The sequence below is a fragment of the Enterobacter nematophilus genome, from assembly GCF_026344075.1.
GTDB classification, from domain to species: Bacteria; Pseudomonadota; Gammaproteobacteria; order Enterobacterales; family Enterobacteriaceae; genus Enterobacter; species Enterobacter nematophilus.
In genome coordinates this window covers 749,172-765,022 of sequence record NZ_JAPKNE010000001.1, presented here as the reverse complement: position 1 = coordinate 765,022, position 15,851 = coordinate 749,172, and the positions used below count along the sequence as shown (strand labels likewise).

General features: G+C 57.6%; 14 protein-coding genes. 10 read left to right on the top strand and 4 right to left on the bottom strand.

From position 1 onward, the window contains the following. The first annotated feature begins 13 nt into the window (after window positions 1-13). From lpoB to OSH03_RS03590, 6 genes are all read left to right on the top strand, one after another. Complete coding sequence (lpoB, locus tag OSH03_RS03615; protein ID WP_151413267.1) at window positions 14-658, top strand: penicillin-binding protein activator LpoB; 645 nt, start codon at window positions 14-16, stop codon at window positions 656-658. Beyond that, window positions 639-1,463, top strand: a complete 825-nt coding sequence (gene thiK / locus OSH03_RS03610; protein WP_266178297.1) for a thiamine kinase — start codon at window positions 639-641, stop codon at window positions 1,461-1,463. Before lpoB ends, thiK begins: the two co-directional genes overlap by 20 nt. Before the next feature lie 11 nt (window positions 1,464-1,474). Further along, window positions 1,475-2,500 carry a beta-N-acetylhexosaminidase gene (gene nagZ, locus OSH03_RS03605; RefSeq protein ID WP_266178635.1) on the top strand — a complete coding sequence of 342 codons (1,026 nt, stop codon included), beginning with the start codon at window positions 1,475-1,477 and terminating at the stop codon, window positions 2,498-2,500. A gap of 34 nt (window positions 2,501-2,534) precedes the next feature. Beyond that, window positions 2,535-3,077, top strand: coding sequence for an alpha/beta hydrolase YcfP (ycfP, locus tag OSH03_RS03600; RefSeq protein ID WP_047650880.1), 543 nt, complete (start codon window positions 2,535-2,537; stop codon window positions 3,075-3,077). Window positions 3,078-3,313: 236 nt separating this feature from the next. Continuing rightward, complete coding sequence (locus tag OSH03_RS03595; RefSeq protein WP_028012730.1) at window positions 3,314-4,618, top strand: NAD(P)/FAD-dependent oxidoreductase; 1,305 nt, start codon at window positions 3,314-3,316, stop codon at window positions 4,616-4,618. Between the two features lie 193 nt (window positions 4,619-4,811). Then, window positions 4,812-5,351, top strand: a complete 540-nt coding sequence (locus tag OSH03_RS03590; protein ID WP_028012731.1) for a glycine zipper 2TM domain-containing protein — start codon at window positions 4,812-4,814, stop codon at window positions 5,349-5,351. Window positions 5,352-5,410: 59 nt separating this feature from the next. Here OSH03_RS03590 and comR read toward each other — a convergent pair whose 3' ends face one another. Continuing rightward, on the bottom strand, window positions 5,411-6,046 hold the full coding sequence (gene comR / locus OSH03_RS03585; protein ID WP_061098561.1) for a TetR family copper-responsive transcriptional repressor ComR: 636 nt from the start codon (window positions 6,044-6,046) through the stop codon (window positions 5,411-5,413). Between the two features lie 244 nt (window positions 6,047-6,290). Between comR and bhsA the strand changes: the two genes are divergently transcribed. Next, complete coding sequence (gene bhsA / locus OSH03_RS03580; RefSeq protein ID WP_045630104.1) at window positions 6,291-6,548, top strand: multiple stress resistance protein BhsA; 258 nt, start codon at window positions 6,291-6,293, stop codon at window positions 6,546-6,548. Between the two features lie 73 nt (window positions 6,549-6,621). Here the strand turns inward: bhsA and ldtC are convergent, their stop codons facing one another. From ldtC to OSH03_RS03565, 3 genes are all read right to left on the bottom strand, one after another. After that, window positions 6,622-7,587 carry a L,D-transpeptidase LdtC gene (gene ldtC, locus OSH03_RS03575; RefSeq protein WP_266178296.1) on the bottom strand — a complete coding sequence of 322 codons (966 nt, stop codon included), beginning with the start codon at window positions 7,585-7,587 and terminating at the stop codon, window positions 6,622-6,624. A 152-nt stretch (window positions 7,588-7,739) separates the two neighbouring features. Then, window positions 7,740-11,186, bottom strand: a complete 3,447-nt coding sequence (gene mfd, locus OSH03_RS03570) for a transcription-repair coupling factor (RefSeq protein ID WP_266178295.1) — start codon at window positions 11,184-11,186, stop codon at window positions 7,740-7,742. Between the two features lie 149 nt (window positions 11,187-11,335). Next, complete coding sequence (locus OSH03_RS03565; protein ID WP_266178294.1) at window positions 11,336-12,409, bottom strand: acyltransferase family protein; 1,074 nt, start codon at window positions 12,407-12,409, stop codon at window positions 11,336-11,338. A gap of 256 nt (window positions 12,410-12,665) precedes the next feature. Between OSH03_RS03565 and lolC the strand changes: the two genes are divergently transcribed. Genes lolC through lolE form a run of 3 tightly spaced genes read left to right on the top strand, consistent with a single transcriptional unit; the run spans window position 12,666 to window position 15,803 of the window. After that, window positions 12,666-13,865 (top strand): lipoprotein-releasing ABC transporter permease subunit LolC, encoded by a 1,200-nt coding sequence (gene lolC / locus OSH03_RS03560; protein WP_061098557.1) that lies wholly within the window; start codon window positions 12,666-12,668, stop codon window positions 13,863-13,865. After that, entirely contained in the window at window positions 13,858-14,559 is a 702-nt protein-coding gene (gene lolD / locus OSH03_RS03555) for a lipoprotein-releasing ABC transporter ATP-binding protein LolD (protein ID WP_008500772.1), read from the top strand. The genes lolC and lolD overlap by 8 nt, the downstream gene beginning before the upstream one ends. Then, window positions 14,559-15,803: a lipoprotein-releasing ABC transporter permease subunit LolE gene (gene lolE / locus OSH03_RS03550; RefSeq protein WP_266178293.1), complete on the top strand. Its 1,245-nt coding sequence runs from the start codon at window positions 14,559-14,561 to the stop codon at window positions 15,801-15,803. Before lolD ends, lolE begins: the two co-directional genes overlap by 1 nt. The last annotated feature ends 48 nt before the right edge of the window (window positions 15,804-15,851 follow it).

Genomic DNA, 15,851 nt, shown 5'->3' with positions numbered 1-15,851 from the left:
GGGGTGAACCTTGATTAAAAATATGAGCCGTTATGCGCTCGTGACCGCATTCGCGCTGTTTCTCGCAGGGTGTGTGACCCGTACAGAACAGCCAGCACCTGTGGAAGAGGCAAAGCCGGGTACCGAGCAGCCGACACCACCAACGCAGACCCAGCCAACCGTGCCGTCTGTACCGTCTATTCCGGCACAGCCTGGCCCGATAGAGCATCAGGACCAGACGTCACAGCCTGCGCCGCGCGTGCGCCATTACGACTGGAACGGTGCGATGCAGCCGATGGTCGGTAAAATGCTGCAGGCTCAGGGCGTGACGGCAGGCAGCGTACTGCTGGTCGATAGCGTGAATAACCGCACCAACGGTTCGCTGAACGCGGGCGAAGCGACAGAAACGCTGCGCAACGCGCTGGCAAACAACGGTAAGTTTACGCTGGTCTCTGCTCAGCAGCTCGCGTTAGCCAAACAGCAGCTGGGGCTGTCGCCGCAGGATAGCCTCGGCACCCGCAGCAAGGCGATTGGCATTGCCCGTAACGTTGGCGCCCAGTATGTGCTGTACTCTAACGCGACCGGTAACGTGAATACCCCAGCCCTGCAGATGCAGCTGATGCTGGTTCAGACAGGCGAAATTATCTGGTCAGGTAAAGGTGCGGTTACGCAACAATGACACCACGCGTGAAGAGATTCTGACGCGTTATTTTCCACAGTACCGCCTTATCGCGCCGCAGGCCCACTCCGGGCTTAGCGGCGCGAGTTGCATTATAGCGCAGGGCGCGCACCGTCTGGTCCTGCGGCAGAACCACGATCCCTTCGCCCCGGCTTTCCAGTTTCGCCGTCAGTTTCGCGCTCTCAAACGTCTTCCCTCGGATCTCGTGCCTGAACCCCGTTTTTTCAAACAGGGCTGGATGGCCGTTGACTATCTGAAGGGGGAGGTGAAAAGCGCGCTGCCGGACACTTCAGCGCTTGCGGCGATGCTGTATCATCTGCACCAGCAACAGCGTCTGGGGTGGCGAATCGCCTTACTTCCGCTGCTGGAAAACTACTGGCAACAAGCCTCTCCAGCAAGACGTACCCCGGTGTGGCTTGAGCATCTCAAACGGCTGCGTAAAGCGGGCGAGCCGCAACCGATTCGGCTCTCGCCGTTACATATGGATGTGCACTCCGGGAACATCGTGCATACGCCACAGGGAGCCAGGCTTATCGACTGGGAATATGCCGGAGACGGCGATGTGGCGCTGGAGCTGGCCGCGGTCTGGACGGACAGTGAAGCCGCGCGGCAGAAACTCATCAGAGAGTATGCCAGAGTGGCGGACGTTGACGCCGATGCGCTGGCCCGCCAGGTGAGACGCTGGCGGCCCTGGGTCATCATGCTGATGGCGGGCTGGTTTGAGATGCGTTTGCAGCAGTCCAGAGATAAACAATTTATTGCGCTGGCAGACGATGCCTGGCGCCAGTTACAAACGAAAGGATAAGAGAGGTGAGTGTGGGTCCAGTCATGTTGGATGTAGAAGGGTTTGAGCTGGATGCGGAGGAGCGTGAAATTCTGGCGCATCCGCTGGTGGGCGGCCTGATCCTGTTTACCCGCAACTATCACGATCCGGCGCAGCTGCGGGAACTGGTGCGCCAGATCCGCGCCGCGTCGCGCAATCATCTGGTGGTGGCCGTCGATCAGGAGGGGGGCCGCGTGCAGCGTTTTCGCGACGGTTTTACCCGCCTGCCGGCAGCCCAGTCTTTTGCCGCGCTGCTCGGCACGGAAGAGGGTGGGATACTGGCGCAGGAAGCCGGCTGGCTGATGGCCAGCGAAATGATCGCCATGGATATCGATATCAGCTTTGCTCCGGTACTGGATGTGGGCCACATCAGCGCCGCGATTGGCGAGCGCTCATACCATGAAGATCCGCGTATTGCGCTGGCAATGGCGACCCGGTTTATCGACGGGATGCACGAGGCGGGAATGAAAACCACCGGGAAACACTTCCCGGGCCACGGGGCGGTGACGGCGGATTCCCACAAAGAGACCCCGCGCGACCCGCGCCCGGAAGCGGAAATTCGCGCCAAAGATATGTCGGTGTTCCGCTCGCTTATCACCGATAACAAGCTGGACGCCATTATGCCCGCGCACGTGATTTACAGCGACGTCGATCCGCGTCCTGCCAGCGGCTCCCCGCACTGGCTGAAAACCGTTCTGCGCCAGGAGCTGGGCTTCAACGGCGTGATTTTCTCCGACGATTTGTCGATGGAAGGGGCGGCAATTATGGGCAGCTACGCGGAACGCGGCCAGGCGTCGCTGGACGCAGGTTGCGATATGATCCTGGTCTGCAATAATCGTAAAGGTGCCGTTAGCGTGTTGGATAACCTGTCACCGATCAATGCAGAGCGTGTTACGCATTTGTATCATAAAGGTTCATTAAGCCGTCAGGAGCTGATGGATTCGGCGCGCTGGAAGTCGGTCAACGCCCGGCTTGAAGACCTGAATGAGCGCTGGCAGGCACATAAAGCCAGCCTGTAAACCCTCCCGGAAGGCGTAGCGTGGTGAGAAGACGATGATCATCTATTTACACGGTTTTGACTCAAACAGTCCTGGTAATCATGAGAAGGTGCTGCAGCTGCAGTTTATCGATCCCGATGTACGGCTGATTAGCTACAGTACGCGCCATCCAAAGCATGATATGCAGCATCTGCTCAAAGAGGTGGATAAGATGCTGCAGCTTAACGTCGACGATCGCCCGTTGATTTGCGGCGTGGGGCTGGGCGGCTACTGGGCGGAACGGATTGGCTTCCTGTGCGACATCCGCCAGGTGGTCTTCAATCCTAACCTTTTCCCGAATGAGAACATGGAAGGCAAAATTGACCGCCCGGAAGAGTATGTCGATATTGCGACCAAGTGCGTGAGCAACTTCCGTGAGAAAAACCGCGATCGCTGTCTGGCGATCCTCTCGCGTAATGATGAGGCCCTCAACAGCCACCGGGCCGCAGAGCTGCTGCATCACTATTACGAGATCGTCTGGGACGAAGAGCAGACCCACAAGTTCAAGAACATCTCTCCGCACCTACAGCGCATCAAGGCCTTTAAAACGCTGGGCTAAACCCAGCCTGCCGCTTCAGAAATCCGGTCGTGAACGCGCACCGGGTTTCTTTTTGTCCAGAATTGTCTACTTTTAAGCCATCAAAACTTGATGCATATCAATTTTGGTATGACCAATGCGCCTGACGTGATATTCTCAATGCACCTGAATGGTTTCAGTGATGTAACCTGTTGTTAATTAAGGGTTATTTTTATAACTTTTAATTAACAATTGGTTAATAATTTGAGGGGGTCACGTTGACTACGCCATTGAAAAAGATAGTGATTGTAGGCGGTGGTGCTGGCGGGCTGGAGCTGGCCACACAGTTGGGCAAGAAGCTGGGGCGCGGTAAAAAAGCCAAAATCACGCTGGTGGATCGTAACCACAGCCACCTGTGGAAACCGCTGCTGCACGAAGTGGCGACCGGCTCGCTGGATGAGGGCGTGGACGCGCTGAGCTATCTGGCGCACGCGCGCAACCATCATTTCCAGTTCCAGCTGGGCTCGGTGGTGGACATCAACCGTGAAAGCAAAACCATTACCCTGGCCGAGCTGCGTGATGAAAAAGGCGAGCTGCTGGTCCCCGAGCGCAAGCTGGCGTATGACACGCTGGTGATGGCGCTGGGCAGCACGTCTAATGACTTCAACACGCCGGGCGTGAAAGAGCACTGTATCTTCCTCGATAACCCGCACCAGGCGCGTCGTTTCCATCAGGAAATGCTGAACCTGTTCCTGAAGTACACCAGCAATCTGGGTGCGAATGGCAAAGTTAACATTGCCATTGTCGGCGGCGGCGCGACGGGCGTTGAGCTGTCCGCGGAGCTGCACAATGCGGTGAAACAGCTGCACAGCTACGGCTACAAAGGGTTAACCAACGAAGCGCTGAACGTGACGCTGGTTGAAGCGGGTGAACGCATTCTGCCTGCGCTGCCTCCGCGCATTTCCGGCGCAGCGCACAATGAACTGACTAAACTGGGCGTGCGCGTACTGACGCAGACCATGGTGACCAGCGCTGACGAAGGTGGCCTGCACACCAAAGACGGCGAGTACATTAAAGCAGATCTGATGGTCTGGGCGGCAGGTATCAAAGCGCCTGACTTTATGAAAGATATCGGCGGTCTGGAGACGAACCGCATTAACCAGCTGGTAACGGAGCCAACGCTGCAAACCACGCGTGACCCTGAAATCTTCGCTATTGGTGACTGTGCCTCCTGCGCGCGTCCTGAAGGGGGCTTCGTACCGCCGCGCGCACAGGCCGCTCACCAGATGGCAAGCCTGGTGCTGCACAACATCCTGGCGCAGTACAAAGGCAAGCCAATGAAGGCCTATGTCTATAAAGACCACGGTTCTCTGGTATCGCTGTCAAACTTCTCTACCGTCGGTAGCCTGATGGGTAACCTGATGCGCGGCTCGATGATGGTGGAAGGGCGCATTGCACGCTTCGTGTATATCTCCCTTTACCGTATGCACCAGATCGCGCTGCACGGCTACTTTAAAACGGGCCTGATGATGCTGGTGGGCAGAATCAACCGCGTCATTCGTCCACGTCTGAAGCTGCACTAATCTTTCACTCCCTCCGGGCCATCCGGAGGGATTTTTTAGCATATCATGCTGTTCGTCGTGGATTAGGTGCTTAAGAGTTCTCCTAAACACGATATATCTCTCCCCGATGCCCACTTTTTGATCCTTTGTCTTATTGGCGAAGCCGCGCCTCCATTGCAGAATTGTTACCAATAGCAACAAAGGAGGAAGTCCCGTGAATAAATCAATGTTGGCGGGTATAGGGATCGGCGTCGCAGCTGCGTTAGGTGTGGCTGCTGTTGCCAGTCTCAACGTTTTAGATCGCGGCCCGCAGTATGCGCAGGTGGTTTCCGCAACGCCTATTAAAGAAACCGTAAAAACCCCTCGTCAGGAGTGCCGTAACGTCTCCGTAACCCACCGTCGTCCGGTACAGGATGAAAACCGTATTGCCGGCTCTGTTCTCGGTGCGGTAGCGGGTGGGGTGATTGGTCACCAGTTTGGCGGTGGCCGGGGTAAAGATGTCGCGACCGTAGTCGGCGCGCTGGGTGGCGGCTATGCCGGTAACCAGGTGCAGGGCGCGATGCAGGATAACGATACCTACACCACGACCCAGCAGCGCTGTAAAACCGTCTATGACAAGTCGGAAAAAATGCTGGGTTATGACGTGACCTACAAGATTGGCGATCAGCAGGGCAAAATCCGTATGGATAAAGACCCGGGCACCCAAATTCCACTGGACGGAAATGGCCAGCTGGTACTGAATAACAAAGCGTAAAAAAGATGTTCTCTGAACTTAGCTCCTCAAGCGCTCAGGCTGAGGAGCTTTTTTTTGCGTCAGATTTTGAGCAGTTCTGGCCACAGGCGCAGCGTGGTGTCGGAAATGTTCTGCAGTTTTTCGAGCGTCGCCCCTTCACGGGCGCTGATCGACATTCCCTGCAAAATACAGCTCAGGTACTGCGCCAGCATCTGAGGCTGGCAGTGCGCGGGAATTTCACCGCGCTGCTGGCGCTGAGCCAGAAATGCGCTGAGCGTCTCCTCCTGCATCGCATGACGCGATTTAACCGTATTGGCGATCTCTTTCGATGCTGCCGCCAGGGTGGCTGAGGTGTTAATCATAAAGCAGCCCGCGGGCGTCTCTTTACTGGTGAAACAGGTGGCAACGGCGGTGAAGTAATCCCGTAGCGCCTGTTCCACGCTTTTCTCTTCACAAAATAGCTGGGCTTCGTGTTTCGCTGCAAAGCGCGAAATGTACCTGTCCAGCACCGCCCTGAACAGCCCCTCTTTATTGGTAAATTCAGCATAAAGCGTCGGCGCTTTGGCTCCGGTAGCTTCTACCAGATCGGAAAGCGAGGTCGCTTCATACCCATGTTGCCAGAAGAGAGTCATGGCCTTATCAAGCGCTGCATCCCTGTCAAACACTTTTGGTCGGCCACGGCTTTTCTTCGCACAACTCGTGACGTCGGTTGTCATTTGCCGTTGGTCCTCTGTTGGTTTGTTGAATGACCATTATAAAAATAAACGCAACCCACCACCAGTGCAGAATGCTTAAAAATAAATTAATCATATATGTATGAAAAATAACGACTTTAAAATTTAATTAATGCTCGTTATAAAAATGTGTTGACGCGTGAGCTGGATCACACTTATGATTTACCTATCGATCGTTAACTAAATAGCTAGCGACCTAAAAATTCATCTGCCAAAGGTAAACATTATGAAAAACGTAAAAACCCTCATCGCTGCTGCTGTTCTGAGTTCACTCTCTTTCGCAAGCTTCGCTGCTGTACAGGTACAATCCACTCCAGCCGATCAGCATAAAGTCGGGACGATCTCTGCGTCTGCCGGGACTAACCTGAGCTCACTGGAAGATCAGCTGGCACAAAAAGCGGAAGCAATGGGTGCAAAATCTTACCGAATCACCTCCGTGACCGGTCCTAACACCCTGCACGGCACCGCTGTTATCTACAAATAAGCCGGGCATAAACCCTCATTTATGCCACTGCAATGAAAAACGCCCTGCTAAGCAGGGCGTTTTACTTTCCGTCTTACATGGACTGCTGGACGACATCGTGATGCCGGGTGACATCGGTCGGCATGCCTGACCGCGCTTCCATCGCGCGCTCCATCACCAGGCTATCGGTGTTCGCATTCGTTTTGAAGCTCACCATCGCGGCATTCAGGTTAATGGGTAACGTCTGCGGATCGTCGCCAATATTTTTCGATAGCGGCTGGTGAATCTCAACCAGTCGCACGCCGCCTGGCTCTTCAGAGACCTTAATCGGCGTATTGATAATATTCACCTTCGTTCCCGGCGTAACCACGTTAAACAGCGTTTTGATATCGTCATCGCGCAGACGAATACAGCCGGAGCTGACGCGCATGCCGATGCCAAAATCCGCGTTTGTGCCGTGCAGCAGGTAGACGCCGCCGTATGCGGCAAGGCGGATCGCGTGATGACCCATCGGATTATCCGGGCCTGCCGGAACCACGGCAGGAAGTTCGATGCCCTGGGCCTTATAGCGGGCGCGAATGTTGGCCGTCGGCGTCCAGGTTGGGTTGGCGCGTTTATCCGAGACGGTGGTGACCATCGTTGGCGTCAGCGTATCGCCGCCCAGCTGACCAATACCGATAGGGTAGACGGTGACCTCATTTTTACCCGGCGGGTAATAGTACAGACGCAGCTCCGCCAGGTTAATCACGATCCCCTCGCGCGGGGCGTCCGGCAGGATAGTCTGTAACGGGATGGTCAGTACGCTGCCCGCGCGCGGGACGTACGGGTCGACGCCGGGGTTCGCCTGCAGCAGGGCCAGAAAACCGACGTTATATTTTTTGGCTATCGCCTCCAGTGAACCACCATTGTTTTCAACCACATGAAAGCGGTTTTCGCCCACCACCTTGCTGCCGGGCGGGGGAAGGGGCCAGGTGTTTGCCCGCGCAGGAAGCGCAACCGCGACGGTGGCTGCCAGCGCAAACAGGGTTATCCAGCGGGTAAAACGCGAAGAGGTCATCATCACCATAATCCATGTAAATGATAAGGTTATTGTTTTATAAAGGGTTAATGATAATTATGGCGAATGGGTGTGTCGGGAAGATCGGGTGAAGTGCAAAGAGTTTGTAAATTGTCCCCCCCGGCAGCACTGCGCTAACGGGGGGGAAGGGCGAGTTACGCGACGGCGTTCTCTTCCAGCTGACGCATAAAGTTACGCACCCAGTCCATGCGGGTTTTACGCTCCGTCAGCTCCTGGGTAAATTTCAGACGCGTCGGGCCATCAAGACGGAAATGCTGCGGCTGTTTTTGCAGCAGGCCGATCAGCCACATCGGGTTGACGTGGTTCTTCTCGGCAAATTCAATCATGCCGCCTTTTTCGTTGCCTTCAAGCTTGCGAATGCCCAGCTTCTGAGCCTGCTGGCGCAGGCGCGCGATATCCAGCAGGTTACGCGCCGCATCGGGCAACAGGCCGAAGCGGTCGATCAGCTCCACTTTGATCTCTTCCAGCTCGTTCTCATTCTTCGCGCTGGCGATGCGCTTGTAGAACGACAGGCGGGTATTCACATCCGGAATGAAATCGTCCGGCAGCAGGGAAGGCATACGGAGTTCAACCTCGGTCTGCTGGCTGGTCAAATCTTCCAGAGACGGCTCGCGTCCGGCCTTCAGGGCGTCTACCGCGTTTTCCAGCAGCTCCATATAGAGCGAGAAGCCGATGGTCTCCATGGAGCCGCTCTGGTCCTCACCCAGCAGCTCACCCGCACCGCGGATCTCCAGATCGTGCGTGGCCAGCGCGAAGCCTGCGCCGAGGTCTTCCAGCGAGGCGATGGCTTCCAGGCGCTTTTGCGCGTCGGTGGTCATCGCTTTCGGATGCGGCGTCAGCAGCCAGGCGTAGGCCTGATGGTGCGAACGCCCGACGCGGCCGCGCAGCTGGTGAAGCTGGGCCAGGCCAAAGTGATCCGCGCGTTCGATGATAATCGTGTTCGCGGTCGGAATGTCGATCCCGGTCTCAATGATGGTGGTACACACCAGCACGTTAAAGCGCTGGTGGTGGAAGTCGTTCATCACCCGCTCCAGCTCGCGCTCGCGCATCTGTCCGTGGCCGATGGCAACACGCGCTTCCGGTACCAGTTCCGCCAGCCTGTCGGCGGCTTTCTGGATATTTTCAACGTCGTTATACAGGTAATACACCTGGCCGCCGCGCAGCACCTCGCGCAGGATCGCCTCGCGCACCACCAGATTGTCGTACTCGCGGACGAAGGTTTTTACCGCCAGACGGCGCGCCGGCGGCGTGGCGATAATCGACAGATCGCGCATGCCGCTCATCGCCATGTTCAGCGTGCGCGGGATAGGCGTGGCGGTCAGGGTCAGAATGTCGACGTCCGCGCGCATCGCTTTGATGCGCTCTTTATGACGCACCCCGAAGCGGTGCTCTTCGTCGACGATCAGCAGCCCCAGATCTTTCCACTTCACGTCGCTTTGCAGCAGCTTGTGGGTACCGATCAGAATGTCAATTTTGCCTTCGCTTGCCTGCTCCAGGATCTGCGTCTGCTCTTTGGTGCTGCGAAAACGCGACAGCATCTCGATGCGCACCGGCCAGTTGGCGAAGCGGTCGCGGAAGTTGTCGAAGTGCTGCTGGGCGAGCAGGGTGGTCGGCACCAGCACCGCCACCTGCTTGTTGTTTTCTACCGCAAGGAAGGCGGCGCGCATCGCCACTTCGGTTTTGCCGAAGCCGACGTCGCCGCAGACTAAGCGGTCCATCGCCAGCGGCTGGCACATGTCGCTCAGCACGGCGTTAATGGCCTGGGCCTGATCCGGCGTGGTTTCAAACGGGAAGCTGTCGCAGAACAGCTGGTACTGTTCTTTGTCGTGCTTAAAGGCGAAGCCCTCTTTGGCCGCGCGCTGGGCGTAGATATCCAGCAGCTCGGCCGCCACGTCGCGCACTTTTTCCGCGGCCTTCTGGCGCGCGCGTGCCCAGGCGTCGCCGCCCAGCTTGTGCAGCGGCGCGTTCTCCTCCGCGCCGCCCGCGTAGCGGCTGATCAGGTGCAGCGACGAGACCGGTACATAGAGTTTGGCGTCATTGGCGTAGGTCAGCATCAGGTACTCACCTTTGATGCCGCCCGCTTCCAGCGTGGTCATCCCCTGATAGCGGCCAACGCCGTGCTCCAGGTGAACAATCGGCTGGCCCGGGTGCAGCTCGGCCAGGTTGCGGATCAGCGTGTCCGGGTTAATGGTCCGACGGCTGTCCTGACGGCGGCGCGCGACGCGCTCGCCCAGCAGGTCGCTTTCGCAAATTAGCGCCAGGTTGTTGAGCGTGTCGATGAACCCGTGTTCGGCGGCGCCAATCATCAGGTAACGACCGTTTCCGGTCGCTTCGCTCAGGCGAAGAATGCGCTTCGGCGCCACCTTAATGCGTCCCAGCAGCTCACCTAAAGCTTCGCGGCGGCCTTCGCTCTCAACGGAGAAGACCACCGGACCGGTAAAGGACTCCAGAAACTTGCGCAGATTGTCCAGCGGCGATTTCTGCTGCGCCTGAACGGCCAGGTCCGGCAGCGTGCGGAAGGCGAGGTTGGTGTTGGCGGCCTTATCGGCAAGCGAATCGGTTTTCAGCTGCATGCGCGGCCAGCGCTTCAGCTCGGCGTTGAGCTCGTCGGTGCGCAGCCACAGCGATTCCGGCGGCAGGAGCGGACGCATCGGGTCAACGCCCCGGTTTTCGAAGCGCGCGCGGGTTTCGCTTTCAAAGCGGCTGGCGCTGGCGTCGATATCGCCGGTGTTCACAATCAGGGTATTCGCCGGGAAGTAGCTGAACAGGGGAGGCAGCGGCTCGCTGAAGAACAGCGGCTGCCAGTATTCGATCCCGGCCGGGAGCGTACCCTTGCTGACCTGCTGATAGATATGTTCTGCATCACGCTTCACGTCGAACCTGTCGCGCCACTGGCTGCGGAACAGCTCGATGGCGGTTTTGTCCGTCGGGAACTCGTGGGCAGGCAGTAAATTGATGGATTCCACCTCTTCCAGCGTGCGCTGGGTGTCGGCATCGAACACGCGCAGGCTGTCGATTTCATCATCAAAGAAATCCAGACGATATGGCTGGTCGCTGCCCATCGGGTAAAGGTCGAGCAGCGCGCCGCGGGTCGCATATTCCCCGTGTTCCATAACCTGATCGACATGGCGATATCCGGCACCGTCAAGCTGGTCGCGCAGGGTGTCGCGTGACAGGCGCTGGCCTTTTTTCATCACCAGCGCGTGACCGTGCAGATAGCTGTGCGGGCAGACGCGCTGCATCAGGGTATTCACCGGCACAATCAGCACGCCGCGCTGCATGGTCGGGAGTTGATACAGGGTCGACAGGCGCGAGGAGATGATCTCCTGATGCGGAGAGAAGCTGTCATACGGCAGCGTTTCCCAGTCGGCCAGGCTGAACACCAGGCTATCGGTGAACTGGCGGATTTCGTCGTGCAGGCGCAGGGCGTTTTGCATATCCGGGGCAACCAGCACCACCGGGCCAGGGTGCCGCTCAGCGATTTCTGCCACCAGCGTGGCGCACGCCGCGCCCGTGAGTTCACCCAGCTGGCGCTGGTCGCCCGCTTTGACGGGCAAGGAATAACGATAGTGTTCAGGCATGGCTATGTCAGAGTCTCTTATGGATATACCAACAGTATTGGGGCATATCACTGATACGCAATGTCTTTATTATCCTCGATCGTTTTACATAAGCAAATCGTAACCGCACGGCAGGGCTAAACGCCCCCAAAACGGGGGCGGAGAGGGCATTAACGCGTGGAAGGTGACAGGGTCCGCGTAGACGGAGGAGAGAAGAAAACGTCCCCGAACAGGGCGGTGGAGATTTTACGCACCCCGAGCCCGGCAAGGGTACAGATAAGCAGGCTGGCAAACGGGTAGACCAGAATTAAGGACAGCTCGGCCCAGACCGGCCAGTATGCTGCATTCATCTCGCCAATCAGGATCAGGCTGAAGGCCTCAATTAAGATGCGGTGGGTGGTATAGATCGCAATGGTGTTTGAGCCAATCACGTTCAGCAGGTTGTTGGGATGCACGGCATAGCGCTGCTCAAGGCTGTAGAACAGCTTCATGATCAACACAATCGACAGCAGAGAAAGCAGGAGAGGAACGTTAGCAAACCACAGCACGACGGAGACGGCCGCGAAAGCGCCAGTAGCCAGCCAGGTGCGGCGCAGGTTAAAGCTTTTCATCCACGCCATCAGCTCTACGCCATACCACGCCCCCAGGCTGTAGTAGATCATGTTGCGTACCACGCTGTTCATTCCCCACCACGGCAGCGGCAGGAAGTTGATCGCGATGCTCGCCAGCGCAAGCAGTCCGAGTACCGGCAGCTTCCAGCGGCTCAGCAGTTTACACAGCGTGAAGTAGACCACCAGGGCATACAGATACCACAGGCTGGTGCTGGCGGTGAGCATGCCCCGCACAAATCCTGCCAGGGAATCGGCGTAGGCCGCGTTCGACGAGGTGGCAAGCTCGCGATCGGGCGCCAGCCAGGCGTTCAGGTGGGTCAGCGCCTGCCATTGCAGGATCCCCCACAGCGCCAGAACCCAGACAATGCTCCAGATCCGCTTGTCGAGGCTGGTGTGCCAGTCTACCTCATCAATATAACGACGGATCAGATAGCCGGAGATAAAGAAGAAGACCGGCATCCGGAACGGGGCGAGATAGAGGTTAAAATAGACCCAGCATTTGGCGAGGAGCCCGGAGAGCGGGTGTTGCAGCCCGCTCAGATGCGGGTAAAAGGTGATGACCGAATGGTAGATAACCACAAGGCAAATACACAGCCCTTTTATCTGGTTAATCCATAATGCTTTTTGCTTCATTGTTCGCGACTACCTTATTGCCATAAACGAACGAGCAATTGTTGTTAAACGAAGCCGGGATGTAACGGGTAACAGTCTGTATCAGGAGGTTTTTCGGAAAAGGTGGAGGCTGCGAGGTGAGGATTCAGTCAATAGCACGCTGATTTATCTGAATTTATCGGAAAAATGATTACCAAAGCTTACGGTTTCAGTCATTTACCCTTAACGGATTCGCTTATATACTCGTGGGTCTGCTATCAGCAAACAGACGGACTTCATGTATCAACCTGTCGCACTCTTCATAGGCTTACGTTACATGCGTGGGCGCGCCGCGGACCGCTTCGGTCGCTTTGTCTCCTGGCTTTCGACTATTGGCATTACGCTCGGCGTGATGGCTCTGGTGACGGTGCTTTCCGTCATGAACGGCTTCGAGCGCGAGCTGCAAAACAATATCCTGGGGCTGATGCCGCAGGCCGTTCTCTCCTCAACCAACGGTTCCGTTAACCCGCAACAGCTGCCGGAAAGCGCGGCGAAGCTACAGGGCGTCACGCGCGTTGCGCCGCTCACGACGGGCGACGTGGTGCTGCAAAGCGCCCGCAGCGTGGCGGTGGGCGTGATGCTGGGGATTGACCCGGCGCAAAAAGACCCGCTGACGCCGTTCCTGGTTAACGTGAAGCAAACCGATCTGGAAGCCGGAAAATACAACGTGATCCTCGGTGAACAGCTTGCCGGGCAGCTTGGCGTCAACCGTGGCGACCAGCTTCGCGTGATGGTGCCGTCGGCCAGCCAGTTTACGCCGATGGGGCGTCTCCCGAGCCAGCGCCTGTTTAACGTGATTGGTACCTTTGCCGCCAACAGCGAAGTTGACGGCTATCAGATGCTGGTGAACATTCAGGACGCTTCACGCCTGATGCGTTACCCGGCGGGGAATATCACCGGCTGGCGCCTGTGGCTCGATCAGCCGCTGAAGGTCGATACTCTCAGCCAGCAAAAACTGCCGGACGGCACCAAATGGCAGGACTGGCGCGAGCGTAAAGGCGAGCTGTTCCAGGCCGTACGCATGGAAAAAAACATGATGGGGCTGCTGCTGAGCCTGATCGTCGCCGTGGCTGCATTTAACATCATCACCTCGCTGGGCCTGATGGTGATGGAGAAGCAGGGCGAGGTTGCCATCCTGCAAACCCAGGGGCTGACGCCGCGACAGATCATGGCGGTCTTTATGGTGCAGGGGGCCAGTGCAGGCATTATCGGCGCGCTGCTGGGCGCCGTGCTCGGCGCACTGCTTGCCAGCCAGCTTAACAACTTGATGCCGATCATCGGCGCGCTGCTTGACGGCGCGGCGCTGCCGGTGGCTATCGAGCCGCTGCAGGTGGTCGGTATTGCGCTGGCCGCGATGGCCATTGCGCTGCTTTCTACGCTTTATCCTTCCTGGCGCGCTGCCGCCACTCAACCCGCTGAGGCTTTACGTTATGAATAAGATCCTGTTGCAATGCGACAACCTGTCCAAACGCTATCAGGAAGGCACTGTGCAGACCGACGTGCTGCACAATGTGAGCTTTAGCGTGGGCGAGGGCGAGATGATGGCGATTGTCGGCAGCTCCGGTTCCGGCAAAAGTACGCTGCTGCACCTGCTGGGCGGGCTGGACACGCCAACCAACGGCGACGTGATCTTCTCCGGCCAGCCGATGAGCAAAATGTCCTCTGCGGCGAAGGCCGAGCTGCGTAACCGCGAGCTGGGCTTTATCTACCAGTTCCACCACCTGCTGCCGGACTTCACGGCGCTGGAAAACGTGGCGATGCCGCTGCTGATTGGCAAAAAGAAACCGGCAGAAATTAACGCCCGCGCCAGCGATATGCTGAAAGCGGTAGGGCTGGGCCACCGTGGCAATCACCGCCCGTCGGAGCTGTCCGGCGGCGAGCGCCAGCGCGTGGCGATTGCCCGCGCGCTGGTCAATAATCCGCGCCTGGTGCTGGCGGATGAACCGACCGGTAACCTGGACGCGCGCAATGCGGACAGTATCTTCCAGCTTCTCGGCGAGCTGAACGCTTCTCAGGGTACCGCGTTTCTGGTGGTGACCCACGACCTGCAGCTGGCAAAACGCATGGGTCGCCAGCTTGAGATGCGCGACGGCCATCTGAATGCGGAACTGACCCTGATGGGGGCAGAGTAATGGCGTCACCGTTATCGTTACTCATCGGGTTACGCTTTAGCCGCGGCCGCCGTCGCGGCGGCATGGTGTCGCTGATCTCCGTGATCTCCACCATCGGTATTGCGCTGGGCGTGGCGGTCCTGATTGTCGGCTTAAGCGCCATGAACGGCTTTGAGCGCGAGCTCAATAACCGCATTCTGGCGGTGGTGCCGCACGGGGAGATCGAGCCGGTTAACCAGCCGTGGACCAACTGGAGCGATGCGCTCGCCAAAGTTGAAAAAGTGCCCGGCATTGCGGCGGCTGCACCTTACATTAGCTTTACCGGGCTGGTGGAGAGCGGGGTAAACCTGCGCGCCATTCAGGTAAAAGGGGTCAACCCGGCGCAGGAAGAGCGGCTCAGCGCGCTGCCGAAATATGTCCAGAACGGCGCGTGGGCTAACTTTAAGGCCGGCGAGCAGCAGATCATTATGGGTAAAGGCGTTGCCGATGCCCTGAAGGTGAAGCAGGGCGACTGGGTGTCAATCATGATCCCGAACGCCAGCGCCGACCACAAATTACAGCAGCCCAAGCGCGTGCGCCTGCACGTCGCCGGTATTCTCCAGCTGAGCGGCCAGCTTGACCATAGCTTTGCGATGGTGCCGCTGGAAGATGCGCGCCAGTATCTCGACATGGGCGACAGCGTGAAGGGCATTGCCATTAAGGTGAACGACGTCTTTAACGCCAACAAGCTGGTGCGTGATGCCGGCAGCGTCACCAATAACTATGTCTATATCAAAAGCTGGATCGGCACTTACGGGTATATGTACCGTGATATCCAGATGATCCGCGCGATCATGTATCTGGCGATGGTGCTGGTGATTGGCGTGGCGTGCTTTAATATCGTCTCGACGCTGGTAATGGCGGTTAAGGACAAGAGCGGCGACATCGCCGTGCTGCGTACCCTCGGGGCAAAAGACGGTCTTATTCGCGCCATCTTCGTCTGGTACGGTTTGCTGGCAGGGCTGTTCGGCAGCCTGTGCGGCGTGGTGATTGGCGTGGTGGTTTCCCTGCAGCTGACGCCGATCATCAACGGGATTGAAAAGCTCATCGGCCATCAGTTCCTGTCCGGTGACATCTATTTTATTGACTTCCTGCCGTCTGAACTGCACTGGCTGGACGTTTTTTATGTGCTGGTTACAGCACTTTTACTGAGTCTGCTGGCAAGCTGGTATCCGGCGCGTCGCGCAAGCCGAATTGATCCGGCGAGGGTATTAAGTGGCCAGTAATTACGTCATGGCGTAGCGGTCCTGAGGCCGCTATGTCAGAAAGAGGAA

Coding starts and splice junctions, on each gene's coding strand:
- ycfP (WP_047650880.1), top strand. CDS start 2,535: ATGATCATCTATTTACACGGTTTTGACTCAAACAGTCCTGGTAATCAT.
- comR (WP_061098561.1), bottom strand. CDS start 6,046: ATGACAACCGACGTCACGAGTTGTGCGAAGAAAAGCCGTGGCCGACCA.
- bhsA (WP_045630104.1), top strand. CDS start 6,291: ATGAAAAACGTAAAAACCCTCATCGCTGCTGCTGTTCTGAGTTCACTC.
- ldtC (WP_266178296.1), bottom strand. CDS start 7,587: ATGATGACCTCTTCGCGTTTTACCCGCTGGATAACCCTGTTTGCGCTG.
- mfd (WP_266178295.1), bottom strand. CDS start 11,186: ATGCCTGAACACTATCGTTATTCCTTGCCCGTCAAAGCGGGCGACCAG.
- OSH03_RS03565 (WP_266178294.1), bottom strand. CDS start 12,409: ATGAAGCAAAAAGCATTATGGATTAACCAGATAAAAGGGCTGTGTATT.
- lolC (WP_061098557.1), top strand. CDS start 12,666: ATGTATCAACCTGTCGCACTCTTCATAGGCTTACGTTACATGCGTGGG.
- lolD (WP_008500772.1), top strand. CDS start 13,858: ATGAATAAGATCCTGTTGCAATGCGACAACCTGTCCAAACGCTATCAG.
- lolE (WP_266178293.1), top strand. CDS start 14,559: ATGGCGTCACCGTTATCGTTACTCATCGGGTTACGCTTTAGCCGCGGC.